16 protein-coding genes are annotated in these 19876 nt (G+C 55.9%); 5 read left to right on the top strand and 11 right to left on the bottom strand.

Translation table 11 applies throughout. The annotated features are described in order from the left end of the window. Nucleotides 1-152: 152 nt before the first annotated feature. Together K2F33_RS12330 and K2F33_RS12325 are read right to left on the bottom strand one after the other, a co-directional pair. The gene (locus tag K2F33_RS12330) at nt 153-1550 is read right to left on the bottom strand and encodes a family 43 glycosylhydrolase (protein WP_263881841.1); all 1398 of its coding nucleotides are present in this window, start codon (nt 1548-1550) and stop codon (nt 153-155) included. A gap of 57 nt (nt 1551-1607) precedes the next feature. After that, a complete protein-coding gene (locus K2F33_RS12325) occupies nt 1608-3359 on the bottom strand; it encodes a glycoside hydrolase family 2 protein (RefSeq protein ID WP_263881840.1) in 1752 nt (583 codons plus the stop codon). A gap of 175 nt (nt 3360-3534) precedes the next feature. Here K2F33_RS12325 and K2F33_RS12320 point away from each other — a divergent pair, with 175 nt between their 5' ends. After that, nucleotides 3535-4449, top strand: a complete 915-nt coding sequence (locus K2F33_RS12320; protein WP_263881839.1) for an ArsR/SmtB family transcription factor — start codon at nt 3535-3537, stop codon at nt 4447-4449. 96 nt (nt 4450-4545) lie between these two features. Here the strand turns inward: K2F33_RS12320 and K2F33_RS12315 are convergent, their stop codons facing one another. The 9 genes from K2F33_RS12315 to K2F33_RS12275 all read right to left on the bottom strand — a co-directional run bounded on the left by K2F33_RS12315 (nt 4546) and on the right by K2F33_RS12275 (nt 15452). Then, nucleotides 4546-5505 (bottom strand): glycoside hydrolase family 43 protein, encoded by a 960-nt coding sequence (locus K2F33_RS12315; RefSeq protein WP_263881838.1) that lies wholly within the window; start codon nt 5503-5505, stop codon nt 4546-4548. A 175-nt stretch (nt 5506-5680) separates the two neighbouring features. Next, entirely contained in the window at nt 5681-6481 is an 801-nt protein-coding gene (locus tag K2F33_RS12310) for a helix-turn-helix transcriptional regulator (protein WP_263882346.1), read from the bottom strand. Nucleotides 6482-6768: 287 nt separating this feature from the next. Next, nucleotides 6769-8325, bottom strand: a complete 1557-nt coding sequence (gene spoVB, locus K2F33_RS12305) for a stage V sporulation protein B (protein ID WP_263881836.1) — start codon at nt 8323-8325, stop codon at nt 6769-6771. Nucleotides 8326-8611: 286 nt separating this feature from the next. Then, nucleotides 8612-9253, bottom strand: a complete 642-nt coding sequence (locus tag K2F33_RS12300) for a TetR/AcrR family transcriptional regulator (RefSeq protein WP_263881835.1) — start codon at nt 9251-9253, stop codon at nt 8612-8614. Between the two features lie 215 nt (nt 9254-9468). Then, the gene (locus K2F33_RS12295) at nt 9469-10302 is read right to left on the bottom strand and encodes a MurR/RpiR family transcriptional regulator (RefSeq protein WP_089548746.1); all 834 of its coding nucleotides are present in this window, start codon (nt 10300-10302) and stop codon (nt 9469-9471) included. 72 nt (nt 10303-10374) lie between these two features. Continuing rightward, nucleotides 10375-11139 carry a PHP-associated domain-containing protein gene (locus K2F33_RS12290; protein WP_089548747.1) on the bottom strand — a complete coding sequence of 255 codons (765 nt, stop codon included), beginning with the start codon at nt 11137-11139 and terminating at the stop codon, nt 10375-10377. Continuing rightward, nucleotides 11136-12284 (bottom strand): ABC transporter ATP-binding protein, encoded by a 1149-nt coding sequence (locus tag K2F33_RS12285; protein ID WP_263881831.1) that lies wholly within the window; start codon nt 12282-12284, stop codon nt 11136-11138. Before K2F33_RS12285 ends, K2F33_RS12290 begins: the two co-directional genes overlap by 4 nt. Beyond that, nucleotides 12285-14111 carry an ABC transporter permease gene (locus K2F33_RS12280; protein ID WP_089548748.1) on the bottom strand — a complete coding sequence of 609 codons (1827 nt, stop codon included), beginning with the start codon at nt 14109-14111 and terminating at the stop codon, nt 12285-12287. Nucleotides 14112-14153: 42 nt separating this feature from the next. Beyond that, entirely contained in the window at nt 14154-15452 is a 1299-nt protein-coding gene (locus K2F33_RS12275) for an ABC transporter substrate-binding protein (protein ID WP_256992968.1), read from the bottom strand. A gap of 438 nt (nt 15453-15890) precedes the next feature. On the opposite strand from K2F33_RS12275, the gene K2F33_RS12270 reads away from it, so the two are divergent. The 4 genes from K2F33_RS12270 to K2F33_RS12255 all read left to right on the top strand — a co-directional run bounded on the left by K2F33_RS12270 (nt 15891) and on the right by K2F33_RS12255 (nt 19746). After that, on the top strand, nt 15891-16685 hold the full coding sequence (locus K2F33_RS12270; protein WP_263881828.1) for a DUF6492 family protein: 795 nt from the start codon (nt 15891-15893) through the stop codon (nt 16683-16685). Continuing rightward, the gene (locus tag K2F33_RS12265) at nt 16682-17800 is read left to right on the top strand and encodes a glycosyltransferase family 4 protein (RefSeq protein WP_089548750.1); all 1119 of its coding nucleotides are present in this window, start codon (nt 16682-16684) and stop codon (nt 17798-17800) included. The genes K2F33_RS12270 and K2F33_RS12265 overlap by 4 nt, the downstream gene beginning before the upstream one ends. 36 nt (nt 17801-17836) lie before the next feature. After that, complete coding sequence (locus K2F33_RS12260) at nt 17837-19177, top strand: sugar phosphate nucleotidyltransferase (RefSeq protein ID WP_179232051.1); 1341 nt, start codon at nt 17837-17839, stop codon at nt 19175-19177. Nucleotides 19178-19287: 110 nt separating this feature from the next. Beyond that, nucleotides 19288-19746, top strand: a complete 459-nt coding sequence (locus K2F33_RS12255) for a GyrI-like domain-containing protein (protein ID WP_089548752.1) — start codon at nt 19288-19290, stop codon at nt 19744-19746. Nucleotides 19747-19876 lie beyond the last annotated feature (130 nt).

Here is a 19876-nt window from a genome sequence, read left to right as displayed (position 1 = left end):
AACGTGCATCGACGTACATTCCTAGAAGACAGACCGCGCGCCGCCCAAAAACCAAAGGCCGGCTCAGGAATGAGCCGGCCAATGATAGGAGTCCTTTACAACGCTAACGTTCGGATTAAATTCAGCCTATGATTACATGCAGATTCAAAATTCTATTTGGCGCGCTTGATGTCAAAAAAGTCGATCTCCCCATAGCCTGCACCCTTGGTGAAGCGGATCGTGTTGGTGCCTGCATGGAGCTGAATACGCGCCGTGGACAATCCCCAGTTCTCCCAGCCTTTATTCGTGATGTAAAAGGGGCTCGGCATGCCCGAATTGACGGCCAGCTGAAGATGGGACCAGTCCCCTCCGGCCGTTCCGTTCGCGGTTCGCGCCAGCAATATATATTCGCCGGCTTTCGGCACCTTCACGGCATATTCCACGTAGCTGTCCGGCGTATCGATATGTCCGGCCTTCATGCCGCCAGACCCGTTCGGACTTTGCGAAGCGTACGCGGCTCCGCCGAACGTCCCTTGTTCCCCTTCGACGCGGATATGCGGCGTTTCACCGGAAGGCAGCGGAATCGGGACATTGGGATCGGCCGGTACGCCCAGATTGGGCGTATGGTCGGCATTCCACGTAAATTTCTGCATACGGATCTCCCGGTTCCAACCGGCACCGTCGAATTTGGCCGTATGGTACACAATCCAGTCCTCGGTTCCGTCGGGCGATTGGGTAAACGAATGATGTCCCGGACCGTAAAGCCCGTTTCCGGACGCGAAGATCGGCTGACTGCGTTTCGTCCAAGAGGCCGGATTCAGCAAATCGCTGGAAACGCTGGCTGTGATGAGCCCAAGACAGTAATCGTTCGTCCAGCTTCCGCTCGCCGAGTACACCAGGCTGATGACGCCGTCCCGCACAACAACTTGCGGGCCCTCGTTGACATAAGGCGAGTGGTTGGTCTCCCACGGATAGGTCGGCCTGGAAATTTCAACGCGGCTCGAGTCGATCGTCCAAGGATTGCTCATATGGGCGATGTACAAGTTCTGACTTACGTTGACATCCCCCTCCCAGCCAGACCAAATAAAGTAGAGCTGTCCACCAGTCTGCAGCACGGTACCGTCGATAGCCCATTTATTCGTAGGGTCGGTGATCTGCCCCTTGTCCTGCCAGGTTCCCTGCGTCGGGTCCGCCGACGTATTTTCCATCACGTACATGCGGTGATTCGCGTTGTCGCCGTCATCCTTGGCGTAATAGATGTACCAGGCCCCGTCAATATAATGAAGCTCGGGAGCCCAAATATTGCAGCAGCCGGTTTCGACGACTCGGGTCGGGGCCGCGTCGATCGTCGTCAGCTCGGCCGATTTCCAGATCGTTACGTTGCCGCCCGTCGTTTTCGTGAAATAGTAATAACCGTCCGTATGTTTGTAAACCCAGGGGTCCGCTCCATCCTGCATGACGACGTTATAAAAATTGTTCCGGCTGGAAGCCGCGTCCGTGACCTGCCCCATGGGGACGAGCAGCAGCATGCATAACGCAAGCAGCAGTGGATTACGCACTATAGCCTTCATGTACAGGCATCCTCCTCTTCGGGAATATCAACTCGTACCGTCACCTTCACCTAACCCTTAATCTTCAATGGCCGCTTTGCGGGAATTAATGCGGCGAATTACTTCCGGATCAAACTTCTGGCGTCTGTCGTAGGTGTACAGTCCGTTTACTTCCTGTTCCACGTCATACAGCTGGGTATAACAAAATCCGAACATCATCGGGTGCTCCAGCAGAGCGCTCGTCAGCCCTTCGTACCGCTGGAGAAACGCCTCCTCGGATGTCGGCCGGTCGCCGTAGCCCCAAGCCTTGTCGTCCTTCTGGTCGGGGTTCCACCAGATGCCGCCGTATTCGCTGATAAAATAAGGCTGCCCGCCGTACGTCTGCCGGTTCGGAAACGTGTTATACACCTCACCGCCCGTTTTCATCGGCTCGTATCTGGCCCGGAACGTCTCCGGATTTTGATCGTAATCGTGCAGGTCGAAAATATCCGTCACGACGTGGAAGTTGCCGCTGGTATCGATCACCGGGCGGGTCGGATCCAGCCGTTTCGTCGTCTCGTACACGATGCGCAGCACTTCGTTATCCTGCTTGGCGCCGTCCCGGTCCCACGTCTCATTGAACGGGCACCAGCCGATGATCGCTGGATGATTGTAATCCCGCTCCACACCTTCCAGCCATTCGGGCAAAAACCGCGACAAGCTTGTGGGAGTAGTAATATCCAGCCCCCAGTTGGCATGCTCTCCCCAGACGAGGTACCCCAGCCGGTCGGCCCAATACAAGAAACGCGGTTCGAACATTTTCTCATGTAGTCTGGCGCCGTTGAATCCGAGTCCCAGCGAAATCTCAATATCGTTCCGCAGATCCTCGTCCGTAGGTGCGGTATAGATACCATCCGGGTAAAAGCCTTGATCCAGCACGAGCCGCTGGAACACCGACTTTTCGTTGATCCGGAACGCCAGGCCGTCCAGCCGCACCGTCCGCAGGCCGAAATACGAATCAACCGCATCGGCATCCGTCAGGTCCGGCCGTTCGAGCGACAGCTTCAGGTCATACAGCCGGCCGTGGCCCGCCTCCCACAAATGGACTTCCGATACAGGCATGGTCACCTTGACGCATGGCCCTTGCACCACAGCCGTGGCCTCGCCGACTTCCTTTCCTTCATAGAAGGCGGACGCCTTCAGCTGCGCTCCCGCGGTATTTCCGCTGACCTTCACTTCCAGGTGCACGCATGCATTCGCCGGATCGGCCACCACTTTCATGTCCGCGAGATACGTCTCAGGGACCTGCTCCAGCCATACGGTCTGCCAAATGCCCGTCGTGCGCGTGTAGTCGCAGCCATGCGAGTGGAAGCGTTCACTTTGCTTGCCGCGCGGCTGGCTTCCCGAGCGAACGTCATCCTCCGCATAGACGGTCACCACGTTGGTCCCTTCCTTGACATGCGGGGTAATATCGAAGCTGAACGAGGAGTACCCGCCGCGATGCGTGCCGACGGAGGTTCCGTTCACCCACACCTCGGTTTCGTAGTCGACCGCGCCGAAATGCAGCAGAATTCTGCCGCTGTTCCAATCCTCCGGCAAGGTGAATTCCCGCTTATACCACACGGCGGCCATGAAGTCCTTATATTCCACGCCGGACAGCTTGCTTTCCGGACAAAACGGAACGGTGATCGTTCCTTCGAGCGCATGCTCCGGCTGGTGGTAGCCGCGCTCCTTCCCGCTCTTGCCGTGATCGATTTCGAACTGCCAAGGGCCGTTCAAATTCAGCCAGCGGTCCCGCACCCATTGCGGACGCGGGTATTCGGGACGGGGGATGCTGAGGTTCGATTCCATAGAATAGCTCCTTTTCGGGTTGATTTTTAGTTAACTAATTAGTTAATGATTAATCCTAAAATACTCACATAGATAGTAAAATACCCGTGATATTTAGTCAATAATTTCTTGTTTAGTTAACCTTTTGGTTATACAATAGATAGACAACACCTATCAGACCGATTCGGAGGCATCTATGGAAATCAAGGTAAGCCAGGAAAATCTGCCGTTATTCGTTGCATTGGCGTCGGAAACGCGCATTCGGATGGTCGAAATGCTCAGCAAAGAAAACCTCAATATTAGGGAAATGGCGCAAAGGCTGAATCTCTCCTCCGCCATCGTGACCAAGCATGTTCAGCAGCTGGAAGAGGCGGGCATTCTCCGTACGGAAATGACTGCGGGCAAGCGCGGTATGCAGAAGCAGTGCTCTCTTCGTATGGAACAGGCATCGCTGGTGTTCAAAACGGACGGCGTCCTGCCGTCCGAGCCGCATCAAGACGGCTATGACGTCGACATTCCCGTCGGCCAGTACTCCAGCTGCCAAGTCAAGCCCACCTGCGGACTGGCTTCCGAAACCAAGCTGATCGGCATGCGCGACGACCCGCGGTATTTCGCCGAGCCGGAGCATGTCAAAGCCCAGCATATTTGGTTCGCCGCCGGCTATGTCGAATACCGGATTCCGAACTACGTCTCCGGCAAAAACAGGATCAGCGAGCTTCGCATCTCCCTGGAGATCGGCTCGGAAGCACCCGGCTACGCCGAAGATTGGCCGTCGGATATTACGTTTCTGCTCAATGACGTTCCCGTGTGCGTCTGGACCTCTCCGGGCGACTTCGGCAGCGTACGCGGAAAGCTGAACCCTTCGTGGTGGGATCCCGGAAGCTCCCAGCACGGCCTGCTGAAAACGCTGCTGGTGACATCTTCCGGCACATATATGGACGGCGTGCGGATGTCGGATGTATCGATACAGGATATTCCGGTCCTGCCCAGAGAAGAAATCCGATTCCGGATTCTGTCGCCGGAGGATGCGCGGAACGCCGGCGGCGTTAGCTTGTTCGGCAGGCACTTCGGCAATTACGGGCAGGACATTCAAGTCCGAATCCGCTACTAAGCCAAAGGCTCAGGCCAAACGGTTCTGTTTGCAAGAACATGCCGCTTAGTCTGAGCCTTTTTTGATACCTTTTTCATATACTTGGCCTTCCTTCGATCATTCCTCTCCAGACGGCACAGGGAGATAATGCGTATCGCTCCAGGGAACGCCGAAATCGGGCGTACCATCCGGATTCCAGCCGAACTTCTGTATGCGCGTCGAGCGGAGGCTCGTATCGGAGCCGGGCGAAGGAAGGGCATGATAGACGATCCAGTCCTCCTGATCATCCGGAGACTTCGTAAAGCTGTTATGGCCTGTTGCATATACTCCGTTTTCTACACTTTTGCGAAATACAGGCTGCATCGATTTTTGCCATGAAGACGGATCCAGCGGATCGGCATCTTCATTCATCGTGAGCATACCTAAGGCATAATCCTCAGACCACGTGGTGCTTGCCGAATACACCAGAAAAATCCGGCCGTTGCGATGCAGTGTGACGGGACCTTCATTAATGGCCATTCCGCCTTGCTTTTCCCACGGGAGTGTCGGGGCAGTGAGCAAGTGATGTTCCCCTGTCAATGTCCAGGGATTGGCCATTTGGGCAATGTATATCGCAGATCCATAATCGGGGAAGTTTCCGTAGCCGGCATACAGAAAATAGAGCTCGTTCCGCAAGGACATCACGGTGCCGTCCAACCCCGGGACAGGCGTCTCCAGCGCCCCTTTCCAGCTCCAATCGCCTTCCAGCGGATCAGCATTTTCGTTCTCCAGTACGCATATCCGGCGTGATTCATCGCCTCCCCCATCGTTCGCTGTATAGTAGATGTACCATTTGTGATCCAAATAATGTATTTCCGGCGCCCACAAATTACAGCTGTAGGGACCTCCCGGTTCGGGCGTCCAGATGGTCTTCTTGCGCCCCCAGACCAATCCCGTCAAGCTGGAAGATTGGGTAAGCTCCAAGCAGCCTGATCTTGTTGCCATAAAGTAGTAGCTGCCATCCGTGTGCTTAAGCACCCAGGGATCGGCGGCGTTGGCTACGATGGGATTGCAAAACGTCTTCGTTTTGGTGGACATCTTCTCACTCCTTTTCCCTGAACAAAGCAGTCATCCCTCTAATTATCCCGTGCGATCCTAAGGTAAACAATGTTGAAAGCGATTTACTTTTTGCGCATAAAAAGGAATAACCGAATCGTTTTCGACCGACGAAAAAGAGAACCGTCCTGCCGAACGGTCCCCACCATCATTCAATTCATGGATTCTGTTTGCGCCATTCCAGCGGAGTGACTCCAGTCGATTGGATAAAGAACTCATAAAACCGGCTGGATGAAGTAAACCCAACCTCAGAGGCAATCAAATCGATCGCCTTGCTCGTTTGCTGTAACAGCCGTTTGGCCTCCATCAAACGAAGGCTGATGATATATTGCTTGGGCGAGACGCCGACCGATTCCGTAAATTTCTTCCGAAGGTTGCTTTCGGACAGAAAATGACGCGCTGCCAGCTCGTTAACGGTAATACGGGTATGATAGCTGCTGTGAATTTCTTTTAACACTTCTTCTATGACCCCGTGACTGATATCTGCTCCTGGCACCGCCGATTCGATGTTACGCTGGAATACCAGCAGTGCTGTCTCAAAAGCGATCCTCATCATGTTGTAGGAGTCGATCGTTTTCCTTTCGGAATTCCATTCTTTCTCCAACTGCAACAAACTGATTTCCACCCAGCGCGTATCGTCAGCGTCAAGATGGCTGCTCCGGATGCGCTGCGACTCACTCTCCGCTTCATGAAAGAGATATTGGCAGTGGACCGGAAGCTGATCATGGAAAAAATGAACGGAAACACCCTTCCAAGGTTTTGTACACACGAAGCCATGATGAAGCCCGGAAGGGATCAGGATCAGGTCGCCGGCAGCCACCTTGATATTTTGCTCGGAAGAGCTGTAGTATCCATCCCCTTCCAAAATAAGCGTTAACTCATCATATTCATGGGAATGCGACATAAAGAGGCCTTCACCTTGACTTGCCTGAAAGGTATGAGGTTTAAAGCGCTCCATACTGACTACAAAACTCTTAACACGGTTTCCCAAAGTTAGCATCCTCTTTCCCTTGACGCTTCTTTCTCCCTTTCATTCTATGAAGTCCGCATCGCTCCGTCAATGATCACGCTAAGCCGATGGCTGAGCCTATCGGGTATTTTGTGATCGCCGTGAGCCGCCACATTAAAAAATGCACCCTCCGACCGGTCCAATGAGCACAAGAAAATTGCATCATTTGATCCTATGGAAAGATGCATATGAGAGTATACGACCCACTCTTCTGCAGAAGGCGGAAACCTGCCTCCTCAGGACACCGGAATCGTCGGAGCCTTCGGCCGGCTGCGCAAAGCCCGGGTCGCCTGCAGGGTGATGGCATACACGAGCAGCGATACAAGAATGGCCCCAAGCAGCGCAGCCGTCGCCCCCAGCTGAACATGCTGCTCCAGGAAACGATGCGCGGCCAGCCCCGTCACCGTCATGACGACCCCTCCGATGCCCGCTTTGATCACCATGCGGAAGTCAAAATAAAAGCCGATCGAACCCGCCACCGCATAGAAATTGAGCACGGTCAGCATCAGGATGCCGAGCCCGAACCCGAGCGCCACGCCGCGGATTCCCAGGTTCGAACCGAGCACGAAGATCAGGCTGATCTCAAAAATATTGGTCATGATATGGTTCCACATGACGGTGGATGCTTTGCCCAGTCCGAGCAGAATCGCTTTCAGCGGCGCCTCAAAATAATGGAGGAAAAACAGCGGTGCCAGCAGCTGCAGCAGCACCCCCGCTTCCGGCGAATGGTACACGACCGTCGTCAGCGGCACCGCCCACATATACAGGATCACGGTGCAGGGCACGCCGACCAGCAGCCCCGTGCGCATCGCCATGTCCATGCGGCTGTGCATGAGCCGGGTGTCGCCCTCCGCGCTGGCTTCGCTGATCGCCGGGATCAGCGCCGTCGACAGCGACTGGGTAAAAAAGCCGGGGAGGAACAGCAGCGGGATCGCGTACCCTGCGAGCATGCCGAACTGCTTCGTGGCCATCTCCACGCCAACACCGGCAAGAACGAGGCTCTTCGTAATGACGAGCGGCAGAAATGCATGATAGATCGAATGGATGAAGCCGCTGCCGGTCATCGGCAGGCCGATGCGCAGCAGGTCCCGCAGCGTGCGGTCCCCCTTGAGCCGCATGCTCGGAACAAACCGCCGCTGCTCCTTCGATTTTCCCCGGTTCGCCCACTTGAACACGGAGAACAAATACAGCAGGCCGACGCCTTCGCCGATCACCGAGGCCCCCATGGCTCCGGCAGCCGCGTAGGCGATGCCATAAGGCAGCAGCATGTTGACGACGCCGATGATGACGATGATCTGCGCCACATTCTCCAGAATGTCGGATAAGGCGAGCGGGTTCATGTTCTGCCGGCCGCGGAAATACCCCTTCAGCACGGCAGACATAGCGATAATCGGGATGATCGGCGTAATCGCCACCATCGCATAATACGCCCGCTGGTCGGCCAGCACGATCGAAGCGATCCACTTGGAGCCGAACAACGCGGCCAGCGTCAGCACGACGCTGAGCGTTCCCGTTACCGACAGCGAGACGGCGAGAATCCGTTTAATCCTCGCCTCGTCCCCTTTGACTTCCGCCTCGGACACCAGCTTCGAAATCGCAACAGGCAGCCCGAGCTCGGTCATCGTAATAAACAGCGGAAGCAGCGGATGGGCAATCATCAAGAGCCCTACCCCTTCCGCTCCCAGAAAACGCGCCAGCACAATGCCGTTCACAAACCCAAGCCCTTTGGTAAAAAAAGACGACAGGGTCAAAACGAACGTTCCACGGATAAAGCTTTGCTTGTTTAATCCCATTGGTCACATCCCACCCACTGTTTGTCCTGATCTCTCTTTTATTAGCGTATTCGGACAAGGGGCAATACATGCAGACAACCCTGACATCTTCGAATGCCTTTCCGGCTCTATGCAGCCAAAGAAAAACATAAAGGAAGCCAAATGGCGACGCATTTCTCGCCATTGACTTCCTTTGAAAGAGAGTATGAACTAAAGGATTACTTGTAAGTTCATAGCAGTTCATTACATAGGGGACAGTTTACCAAAGGGACGGATACGGATTTTTCGTCTTGCTCTATATGACCTTTTAATACGATATTTTTTGGATCGTCTGCAGCAGTAGCTCTTCCATCTCATCATCATCCACGGAATCGAGCATGTCCGGGACGAACAGCTGGTATTTTTTCATCTTATAAAATTCAAACAGCGCCTGCTTCAACGAGAAGTCATGCCTCACAGCGAACGAAGGCTCTACCATCTGGCGGAGCATGAGATCGTCTTGTACAACAGACAAAGTGGAGTTAACCGGATGAAAAACATTCTTCTCTACGCCTGCCTCATAAAACCGGCGCAGATTCCGGTGTCGCTCCAGTTCCGCTGTGCTCAGCCTGTCATATAGAACCGGGTATACCGACTTGAGGTCCTCCAGCAAAATATCGGGCATGTACAGCACGCATTGCAAGGATTGGATGTATAACATGTGGAACCTCTTGCCCCACGAGAGCTCCTCATCCTGCAATTGGACGTCGGCATTTTGCAGAAAGGCGATGCAATGATCCACAAACATTTCAATGATTTCGTCTTTGGATGAAAAATATTTGTACAGCGTCACTTTGCTGATATCCATATGGCGGGCCATGTCGTCCATATTGATGGTGCTGAACTTGCTTTTTCTCAACACCGGCTTGATTTTATCCAGGAATAAATTTTTGTTCTCTATCTTTTTCATGTTGCCCTCCGCTCCGAACGCTTAATATTCCTATTATATCATATTGAACTCCTTTCATTCCGTGCATTAGCTTATATGAAAAGAACTAAGTTAACGGTTTTTCAGTAAACCAGTTAATATTAAGACGACCGGACCCGTACTGTCGGCTCTTTACACCACGGATCATATCCTTAACATCTTAACTTTTTACCGCACAAAAAAGCTGCCAAGCGGCTCTAGACCCGCTTTGGCAGCACTTTCTGATATCTGCGCCGCAGCTCGTGCAGCTCCTCACTTCCCGCAACCGCCTGCTCCTCCATCTGCTTGCCGACCGCCACGATCAGCGTCTCGAGCAAGGCCACCGGCGCCACCATGGAGTGGAACTCCCACAGCTGACCGCGTGCGGTGTACAGGGTCACATCGGCCTTCTCCAGCATGCCGCTGACCGCCAGATCGGTGACAAGCAGCGTGCGGTAGCCCTTCACCTTGGCGTGGTCCAGCAGCACTGACAGCTCCGGCGACTCGGACACGAAGCCGAAGATGACGATCACGTCCTGGGGCTGCACATGCACCAGCAGGTTAAACAGCTCGTGCCCGCCCCGGTCGAGCCGCTTGACCCGCATGCCGAACCGCGTCAGCCGGAAATCGGTCAGCGCGGCCAGGCTCTCCGCGGAGCCGGGCCCATAGATGTACACGGTCCCCGCGTCGCGCAGCAGCGACGCCGCCCGGTCGAACGACTCCTGGCTGAGCCGGTCGGCTGTCTGCTGCAAATAATCCGCGCCGACGAGCAGGCTCGCAGCCGCGTCGTTTTCGTTCATTTTCGAAAAGGCCGATTGCAGCTTCTGCGAGGGGGACAGCAGCATTTCGTCCTTCACCTTCTGCTTGAATTCCTTCAGGTTTCGGCATCCCACCTCGGACCAGAACCGCGACACCGTCGACGTGCTGACCTGGCAGGCGGCGGCGATGTCTTCCTCCACCATAAACGGGATGTCTTCCATGTGCTTGCTGATATAATCCGCGATCCGCTGGTGTCCGCGGGACAGCTTATGGCCTTCCAGCGCAAGGTTCATAGTTCTTGCCACCTCTCTATAGCGGGATGAATGATCAACGGCCTTAACGATACAGGGAATGAACCGTTAACGTTACACGGCTTCCACTTCGACCTTCTTCTTCAATAGCTTCTTCACTGCGCCCGCCGCGCGCACCTGCAAGTGCAAGCTCGGAGAGATGACCCGTTTGCAGGCCCCCGCCCGGATAGCCGCCTTCAGCTCGGCGACGGTCTCATAATCGCCCGGCAGGACATTGTAGACGCAGCCGACCTGGAACATCTGGTGGGCGTCGCTGCCCGCTACGACCGGCACACCTAGCTCCGCGCCGAGCGGCAGCACCAGGGCGATATTTTCCTGAATGCCGATCTCATGCAGGTCCTTGCCGTTCAGGTCGAACGCGTCGAACCGGCGCAGCAGCTCGCGGTCCACATGGTACAAATGGTTGGACTCCCGGAACGGGTGGCCACCGATCACCATCATGCCCCGCGGCTCGCACAGCTCGAACAGCCCGGCCAGCCCGATAAATGAACCGGCTGCGGTGTGCGGCTCAAGCAGGGCGCGGATTTCGAGCAGGGCGTCCTTGGGTCCGGAGACGAGAATATGTCCGCCCTCGGCTACGTCCACTTCCATGCCTGTAAAGATTTTAAACCCGTCGCGGTCGTAGTAGTGGTTGTTCCCCGGCAGCATCCGGTCGAGCGTCCCGTAGACCTCGTCGAAGCGGCGCGTATTGAAATGCTCGGTCAGCGTGATCGCCTGCAGCCCCTGATCGCGGGCTTCATCCAGCATCTCGTTCAAGTGGTCCATGGAGAAATCGGTCTTCTTGGACAATTTAACATGAAAGTGAAAGTCAATATTCATCGGTGTATTTCCTCCAATATGGGTGTAATGGTCGTCACGCCGGTCTCCAGGCGTCTGCCCGTCTCCCGGTCGTACAAGTTGATGCGTTCTTCGCGGAAGGACGCGTACAGCATGCGTCCCGGCGCGTAATCCGGGTCGCCGATGACACGCGCGCCCAGCTTCTCCTGGCCGTAGGCGACCCTCACCAGCGTCTCGCCGCCGGCGGGCAGCACGTCCTCCACCTTCACCGGGATGGAACCTGCGGTGCGGGTCTCGTGCAGCACAACGTCTTCCGGCCTCACCGTCAGGACGACCGCTCCCGCTTCCGCCGCTCCACCGTTCATTCCCGCAAGCCGGAAGCTTCCGAGCGCCGTGCTGACGGTGCATTCGCCTCCGCTCGTGCGGCACATTCCTTCCACCCGGTTCAGCGGATGGTCCGAGCTGCCCATGAACTCCGCCACCTGCAGCGTCCGCGGATGGCGGTACAGCTCGCGCGGCGTATCGGCCTGCACCAGCTCGCCGCCGAAAAACACCGCGACCTTCGTCGACAGCGTGATCGCCTCATGCTGGTCATGGGTCACGTAGACGATCGTCGTGCCCAGCTCGCGGTGCAGCCGCTTCAGCTCGGCACGCATCTCCGTCCGCAGCTTGGCGTCCAGGTTCGAGAGCGGCTCGTCGAGCAGCAGAATCGACGGGGATGTCACGATCGCCCGGGCGATCGCCACCCGCTGCTGCTGCCCGCCGGACAGCTCGCCGGGATAGCGGTCCGCCAGCTCCGGGATGCGCATTTTGTCCAGCGCCGCCATGACGCTCTTGCGGATCCCGGCCTTCGGCTGTTTGCGCACCTGCAGGCCAAAGGCCACGTTGTCAAAGACGGTCATATGCGGCCACAGCGCATAGCTCTGAAACACCAGGCTCACGCCCCGCTTGGCGGGATCCAGATGGTAAGCCAGATTGCCGTCGGCCACCTTGTTCCCGGAGATGACGACGGTTCCTTCGTTCAGTTTCTGCAGGCCGGCGATCGTGCGGAGCAGGGTCGTCTTGCCGCAGCCCGACGGGCCGAGCAGCGTCACGAAGTCCCCCTCCTCGACGGTCAGGTCGATGCCCTTCAAAATATGCTTTTGCTGCACATGCACATGAATCTGCCGCAGTTCAATCGCGTTCATTCATTGCCCTCCCAATCCTTTGGTCAAATCGGCCTTCCCGAACTTCACCGCCAGGGCGTAGACCGCCACGACAATCGCGATAATGATCATCAGCACGACGTTGGTGAGCTGGTCATACCCTTTTTCCACATAATAAAAGGTGAGCGTCGTCAGCGTCTCCGTCCGCGGTGTTACGAGCATGATGATCAGCTCCATCTCCTTCATCGCCCCGATGAACACGAGGATGAAGGCGGACAGCAGGCTCTTGCGGCTGAGCGGCAGCAGCAGGCGCCGGAAGCGCGTGAACCAGGAGGCACCGCCGAGCACGGCCGCTTCCTCGAGTTCCGGGCCGATCTGCATCATGGCGGCGCCGCCCGCCTTGACGGTAAAGGGCAGCTCTTTGACCACCGTGATCAGAATAATGATCGTAATGGTGCCGTACAGCGCCGGAATGAACAGCACCGGCTTTGCAAACATTGTAATATAAATCGCCGCGAGCGAGATGCCCGGGATAAAATACGGGAAAAACGACAGCTGATCGACGAGCCTGCCCATGGCCGTGTTTTTGCCGCGGGCCACCGCGTAACCGAACAGAAGACCGATAACCGCAGCCGCGACCGAGGCGATGCCGGCGATGATCAGCGAATTTTTCAGCGCGAGCAGGAAAATCGGGTTCTGCAGCACGCCCTTCTCCCCGGTGTTAATGTCCGGATCCGAGCCCCCCGTCCAGTAATGAAGCGTAAAGTTGTCCGGGCTGAGCGAGCCGTCCTTCAGCAGGAACGTCTGCAGCAGCAGCACGATAAAGGGTACGACTGCAATCAATGCCATGCCGGCCACCGTTACCGCCGCTGCCGGAAGCCGCCATTTGCCGAGCGGCACATGCGTCACCGCGCTGCCCTTGCCCGTCACTGTCACATAGCTGCGCCGGCCGCCAAGCAGGCGCTGGTTGAAATAGATCGCCAGCATGGTGATCAGCATCAGCGTCAGTGACAGCACGTTCGCCTCGGTCGTCAGCCGCGACCGCATGCTGGAGTACAGCATCGTCGAAATCATGTAGAAATTCACCGGGGTGCCGAGCAGCGCCGGCACGCCGTAGGAACTGACCGCTTTCGTAAAGATCAGGATGAATCCCGACAGCACCGACGGCAGCATCAGCGGAAACACGATCCGGCGCAGCACCTGCATCGGCCCCGCGCCGGCCATTTCGGCTGCCTCTTCCAGCTGGCTGTTCATCGAGCTGAGCGCCGCGCCTACGAGTAGGAAGAAATACACGCTGTCGTGGATCGACAGGGTCAGCACGATCGGCACGAAGCCGTACGCCAGCCAGTCCGGCGGCGTCACATGCAGCACCGACTGCAGAATGCCGGGCGTGCCGCCGATTTTGCTGTTTTTGAAAAAGGTCAGCCATGCCTGGGACAGCATCCATGACGGCAGCAGGTACGGGATGATCGCCAGAAACGTAATCGTCTTCTTGAGCGGAACGTCCGTCCTCGTCACGAGCCAGGCAAGCCCGCAGCCGAACACCATGGACAGCGCCGAGACGGTCACCCCCACCGCCAGTGCGTTCAGCACGGGCTTGTAGAAGAGGGACCAGCTCATATCGCTTGCCAGTACGCGGCTCCAGTGGTACAGCGTCAGGTGCCCCGGGTCCGCCGCGGGCGTAAGCCGGGCGTCCTGGGTTTTCCATACGAACGTCGACCAGATCAGGTTCAGGACCGGCCAGACGATGGTGTACGCCAGAAACAGCAGGGCCGCCACCCCGATCAGGTACAGCGGATTCCGCAGCGCGTCCCGGCACCGGTTCAGCCACCTTGCTTGCGATGTATTCAGCACGGGCTTATGCAGCATCCCGTTTCCCTCCTGTTTGTGTCATCTCGGTCTTTCGGTCCGTCATTTCTGCTTGATCCAGAAGTCGCGGACCTTCGGCGCCTCGAAGTACAGCTTCTCCCCGTCAAACACCCACAGGTTCAAATCCTCGAAGGCCACCTCGTTTTTGGTCTTGACGTCGGAGCGCGGCACCCAGGAGCCCACTTCATTGAACGGCGCCATGCCCTCGCCCTGGCCGTCCTTCTCGCCCATCATCCAGCGGATGAACAGCTTGGCCCCCGCCGGATGCGGCGCTTTGTTCGCGAGGAACAGGTAGCCCGAATCGGGTACCGACGTTTTCGGCTTGATGTCATAGATCGGCAGGATGCTCCAGTCTTTCTCCTCAACCTTGGATACGTCGCCGGATACCGCCAGTCCGACCGCGTCGCTGTTTGCCTTGCCGATCGCATCCAGCACATCGTCGCTTCCTTTTAACACGACCAGCCCGTTGTCGAACAGCTGCTGAATGAACTCGTACCCCGCGTTCTCCGTGCCATGCAGCTCGATGTCCTTGCCGAACTTCTCCTTGTACGCCGCCGCCATATCGTCGCTGTGGATGACCATTGTCGTAAACAGGTCCATGAAAGCCGGCGAGCTGAGCGGATCGGCCGTATAGACCTTGCCTTTGAATTCCGGGGTAGTCAGGTCCCACCAGTTGGTTACCGGCGCGGACTTATAATGCTCGGTATTGTAGAAAATCGTGCGGAACTCCAGGTAGTTGGCATACCCTTCGGCCTGCGTGCGGTACGGCTCGTCCACCTTCTCCGCCAGATCCTCCGGCAGGTACTTGACGTACCGTCCCGGCTTCACCATCTCCTCCTCGACAGCCCCGCTCACTTCCTTCGTGATGATCACGTCCGGGTTGAACTGCCCGGCGTCCTGCTCCTTCGTCACCTTGTCCATCATCTCATCGGACTTGACTTTGCTTACCTCAATCTTGATGCCAGGGTACTGCTTCATGAACGTCTCCGCGGCGTCGTTGGCGCGTCCCGATGTCGAGTAGACGATGACCTTGCCTTCCTTCTTGGCCTGCTCGTACAGCGCTTCCGGCGTTTCGCTGCCGGACGCCTCTGCCGTATCCGTGCTCTGTACCGTCCCCGCCGGCTTGGCCGATGCGTCTGAGCCGCCCGCCGTGCCGCCTTCTCCTTGCCCGCATGCGGTCAGCAGCAGGGCTGTGCCCAAGATGAGCGCCATCGCTTTGCCTGGCCAGGACCAGGGGGTCCGTTTTCCTTTGGGCGCATATGTATCCCGCACGATCTCCGTTTTTCCGTTGGCATGTACCGTCAAGATGGTCCTCTCGTTTCCGTTTCCTTTTGACCTCATATCCCGTGGCCTCCCCATCGTTCATTCAGAATTAGTGAAGCGTGATTGGTATCCGGATGTTTCGCTTGCCTCTTCACTATAGGGATGTAGTGTCAACGGAATGTTAGGCGGACGTGCGATTTCGGTAAAAAATTATCAATAACTTAAAACAAGATAAAAAATTTTCATTTTCCCCATGATGCCGATTCCTTTCTGAAGTGGTCCAAGTTTCCTCAGCCTTCTCCTGCGATCGGCATGCCCAAGGCGCCCTTCGGTCTTCTTGTATCCTATGCTTTTGATCTATAAAAATCATTTTCATAGCCGTGACTGCGAACCCCCACGTTTGCTCCAATGCGGCAAATCCCTTGATTATTGTGCGTTTTATAATCTCTCTATGCCCATTCCCTTTCTCTCTTCCAGCATATGATACTCATACATTTGATATTTGGAGATGAGCAGATGACAACCCCCATTGATGTGTTCATTCCGGCGATTGAGAAGGACTTGGCTACCCTCCCCCATGTCATTGACGCCGTCAGAAAATATGTACGGCACCCGATTCACGAAATTATCATCGTGGCCCCCCGGAAGCAGCGGATTGTGGATTTATGTACGAAAAAGGGCTGCCGATTCGTGAACGAAGACACGGTTCTGCCCATTACGAAAAAGGACATACACTACCAGTCCAAAACGTGGGACCGGTCCGGATGGTTGTACCAGCAGCTGCTGAAGCTGGGCGGCGATAAGGTATGCTCATCCAAATACTATTTGGTAATCGACGCCGACACTGCGCTCATTCGCCCCCATATGTTCAAGACGGGCGACAAGACCGTGTTTTACTGCCGGAACTGGAGCCAGCCCGAATATTTCAACACGTACAAGAAGCTGATGGGCAAAAGCCGCGCTTCCAAGCGCTCCTTCGTCACGCATTACATGCTGTTCGAGAAGGCCAAAGTCAAACAGTTAAAGCAGGCGATCGAGTCCAAACATCATACGAACTGGTACTCCGCCATTATGAGAAGCATGAACAAATCGAAGCAGTTTGCTTTTTCCGAGTTTGAAACGTACGGCAACTTCCTGTATTCGTCGGAGCCCGGCAGGATGATGCTGAAACAGGCCAACAACAAAAGTCTGCATACGAGCTTTTCCCAAATCTCGCCTTCCAAAATGTCGTCCCTGCAGCAAAAATACCGGTCTGTTTCTTTTCACGAACGAAAAGGGTATTCGAAAGCTTCCAAGGTGAGACCCAAATGAAGCCCTATGTCGTTGTCTGGAAAGGCCCCGTCCACAAAGCCAGCGGTCTTGGCCGTGCCAGCAGAGCCTATGCCAAATCCTTGAAGCGGCAAGGGGTCGCCGTCCGGTTAAGTCCGCCAGACCACCGCAAGCCTAACGCCGCCCATGTCAAAAAGGTTCTCATATACCACCACATTCCCAGCCGCATGCAGTGGAAAAAAGAGCGAAACACGTATGACTTCATCCTGTTGAACACCGTTTGGGAAACAAGCAGACTCCCCAGAAGCTGGCTGCCCCATATGAACAAATTCGATGCCGTGTGCGTGCCGTCCCAGCATAATCGGCGGGTTCTCAGGAACTGCGGCGTCACCGTCCCGATTTTCGTCGTTCCCCATGGGGTGGACGCCCGGGAGTTTCGTCCGAACCATCCGAAGCTATCGTTGCCGGCAGCCGCCGGAAAGTTTACGTTCGTATCCGTCTTCGGCTTTCAGCACCGCAAAAACCCGGAGGGACTGCTCCGGGCGTATTGGGAAGAGTTCTCTTCCAAAGATAACGTCATCCTGGTCATCAAAACGAATGGATATGCGGCCAATGAGACGGAGGCGTGGATTAAGCAGCAGGTCATGCGGTACAAAAAGAGGCTGGGCATTCAAAAGGATACGGCCCCTGTCGTCATCATCGGCCGCCATATGAGTGAAAGCCAGCTGAAAGGCCTGTATGCGCTCGGCGATGCCTTCGTCCTCCCTACCCGCGGCGAGGGTGTCGGGCTACCTTATTTAGAAGCGCTGGCAAGCGGCATACCGGTCATCGCCACCGGCTGGGGCGGGCAGATGGATTTCCTCACGCCTCGCAACTCCTTCCTGGTCCCCTATCAGCTCAAGAGCCCGGCGAGCAGCATGAGCCGCGCCATTTCCAGAAGGTTCAGCAACCTGTTTGCGCAGAAGGGCCAGCGGTGGGCCGAGCCGGATTTAAGCAGCCTCAAAAGGCTTATGAGGCAAGCGTACGAAAATCCCCGGTTGTGTAGACAGAAAGGAAGCCAGGGTCGAAAAGATATGCTCCAGCTGTCATGGGACCAGGCCGGAAAGCTCATGAAGCAGGCGATTGAAGAGACGATGCGTTCCAAGAGATCAAGATGAAGGGTGATGGTTTTCGAAGGAAGGAGGATGAGAATCATGCGTATTGTACTGTTGTGTGGGGGATCGGGAAAAAGGCTGTGGCCTTTATCCAACGATATACGCTCCAAGGTATTCTTAAGGCTGCTGACCACTGAAGACGGGGTCAAGGAGTCGATGATCGAACGGATCTGCAGACAACTGGACGAGGCGGGGCTGCTCCAATCCACCTGTATCGTCACCCATCACAGTCAGGCGGAGATTACGCGCCGCTATGTCGGCGACAATATCCCGATCATCAGCGAGCCTTTTAAAAGAGGTACGTTCACGGCCGTCGCATTGGCCGCCAGTTATCTTCATGAAAAGCTGCAGGCCGATCCGGACGAAACCATTTGCATCCTTCCGGCGGATACGTTTGTCGACACCGCATTCTTCCGGCTGCTGCACCGGTTTCCCGACGTCTTGGGACGCTCCAAGGCGGAACTTGCTCTCCTCGGCACAAAGCCGGTGCAGCCTTCGGATCAGTTCGGCTATATCGTCCCGGCTCTGCCCAAGGCGGACGGCGAGTATGCTTTCGTCCAGCGGTTTATCGAAAAGCCAAATACACGCACGGCCCGCCGCCTCATGGCGCAGCAGGCGATGTGGAACTGCGGCGTCTTCGCCTTTCCCTTGAGGTTCATGCTGACCTATTTGAAGGACAAGGGCCACCCTGTCCGGATCGCGGAATGGCTGGCAAATTACGAACAGCTCCCCGAAGCCAGCTTCGACCGGGAAGTCGTCGAGACGACCCTCCCTGTCGTAGCCATGGAGTATGGAGGGCACTGGACCGATCTGGGCAGCTGGATGGCGCTTACCGGCCATATGAAGGATCGAGTGATCGGACTCGGGCACATATCGGATGATTCCGCGGATACCCATCTCATCAATGAGCTCCCTTATCCTATTGAAATTATCGGCGTACCAGGTATCATTGCCGCGGCCAGCACCGACGGCATCCTGATCGCAAGCAAGGAGCATGCGCATCGGATTAAGGAACGGCTTGCCCTGGCGCCTCAGATCCCGATGTACGAAGAGAAACGGTGGGGCACCTGCCGGATCCTGAGTTACGGGACAGATACATCCGGCGTGGAGACGATGATCAAGCAGGTGCGACTTGCCGCCGGCAAGTCTACTAGCTATCACGTTCATCACCGCCGGCAAGAATTGTTGACCGTGGTGACGGGCAGCGCGGAAGTTATCTTGGAGGAGCAGCGATACCGCCTGAATGCCGGTGACGTGCTGAAGATTCCGGCCGGCGCCAAGCATGGCATCAAGGCCATTACTCCTCTGGAGCTGGTGGAAGTCCTGCTCGGCTCTGATCTTGCTCAGGAAGATATCACCCGCATTGCTGTGGACTGGTAAATGGCGTTTCGGTCCAAAATGTCGTAAATTTGCAGTAGGAATTGTGACCGGCCGAGCCGAAGTAATCATCGATCGAACATGATTCCGCGAATAGCGGAAAGAGGAGGCCGATGATGGAACCGATGGTGGAGCCTGTGATCAAGACGGAAAGAAAGGCGTTTACCTTGTTCGGATGTTCCAAAGTTCATGATCCGGGCAAGCCGTATAGTGAGACGATTTTCGAATTGTTTGACCAGGTCTGGCATGAAGTACGCAGCAAAGAACTCGCTCACAGGGGGATCAATCACGTCGTCTATGAGCAGGGAAACATGGTGTTTGCGGGAATCGAGCTGGTGACACCGCCTGAGGACAATTCCGTCTTGAAGAGGAAGGACGTCGTGCTCGAAAAATACGCCTACGGCAAGCACATTGGGCCTTACAGCGAATTGGACGCAACGTACCGGCGTATTGATGCGCTTCTCCAAGCTGCAGGAGAACACAAAGAGCTTCCCCTGATTGAGGTGTATGGCCACTGGAACGAGGATGAGTCCAAGCTGGAGACGGAAATTTACCACAACCTCATTGGATAGATCCCTGTGTGCAATGAGGCCGTGCAAGTTTCTAGTTCGTTAGGATAATATGATTAATCTTAGGAGCAGTTTGTCTACTGCTCCTTTTGCTATATAAAAGTTCGGCAAGAACATGGTTCTATTGCTGTTT

Source organism: Paenibacillus sp. PSB04 (assembly GCF_025809195.1).
GTDB lineage: Bacteria > Bacillota > Bacilli > Paenibacillales > Paenibacillaceae > Paenibacillus_AQ > Paenibacillus_AQ favisporus.
Note: the sequence above shows the minus strand (reverse complement) of the source record. Positions and strands in the feature narration are given on the sequence as shown.

Bases quoted from the DNA above. Each gene is read 5' to 3' on its own strand.
- K2F33_RS12330 (WP_263881841.1), bottom strand. From the start codon at position 1,550: ATGAAGGCTATAGTGCGTAATCCACTGCTGCTTGCGTTATGCATGCTG.
- K2F33_RS12325 (WP_263881840.1), bottom strand. From the start codon at position 3,359: ATGGAATCGAACCTCAGCATCCCCCGTCCCGAATACCCGCGTCCGCAA.
- K2F33_RS12320 (WP_263881839.1), top strand. From the start codon at position 3,535: ATGGAAATCAAGGTAAGCCAGGAAAATCTGCCGTTATTCGTTGCATTG.
- K2F33_RS12315 (WP_263881838.1), bottom strand. From the start codon at position 5,505: ATGTCCACCAAAACGAAGACGTTTTGCAATCCCATCGTAGCCAACGCC.
- K2F33_RS12310 (WP_263882346.1), bottom strand. From the start codon at position 6,481: ATGGAGCGCTTTAAACCTCATACCTTTCAGGCAAGTCAAGGTGAAGGC.
- spoVB (WP_263881836.1), bottom strand. From the start codon at position 8,325: ATGGGATTAAACAAGCAAAGCTTTATCCGTGGAACGTTCGTTTTGACC.
- K2F33_RS12300 (WP_263881835.1), bottom strand. From the start codon at position 9,253: ATGAAAAAGATAGAGAACAAAAATTTATTCCTGGATAAAATCAAGCCG.
- K2F33_RS12295 (WP_089548746.1), bottom strand. From the start codon at position 10,302: ATGAACCTTGCGCTGGAAGGCCATAAGCTGTCCCGCGGACACCAGCGG.
- K2F33_RS12290 (WP_089548747.1), bottom strand. From the start codon at position 11,139: ATGAATATTGACTTTCACTTTCATGTTAAATTGTCCAAGAAGACCGAT.
- K2F33_RS12285 (WP_263881831.1), bottom strand. From the start codon at position 12,284: ATGAACGCGATTGAACTGCGGCAGATTCATGTGCATGTGCAGCAAAAG.
- K2F33_RS12280 (WP_089548748.1), bottom strand. From the start codon at position 14,111: ATGCTGCATAAGCCCGTGCTGAATACATCGCAAGCAAGGTGGCTGAAC.
- K2F33_RS12275 (WP_256992968.1), bottom strand. From the start codon at position 15,452: ATGAGGTCAAAAGGAAACGGAAACGAGAGGACCATCTTGACGGTACAT.
- K2F33_RS12270 (WP_263881828.1), top strand. From the start codon at position 15,891: ATGACAACCCCCATTGATGTGTTCATTCCGGCGATTGAGAAGGACTTG.
- K2F33_RS12265 (WP_089548750.1), top strand. From the start codon at position 16,682: ATGAAGCCCTATGTCGTTGTCTGGAAAGGCCCCGTCCACAAAGCCAGC.
- K2F33_RS12260 (WP_179232051.1), top strand. From the start codon at position 17,837: ATGCGTATTGTACTGTTGTGTGGGGGATCGGGAAAAAGGCTGTGGCCT.
- K2F33_RS12255 (WP_089548752.1), top strand. From the start codon at position 19,288: ATGATGGAACCGATGGTGGAGCCTGTGATCAAGACGGAAAGAAAGGCG.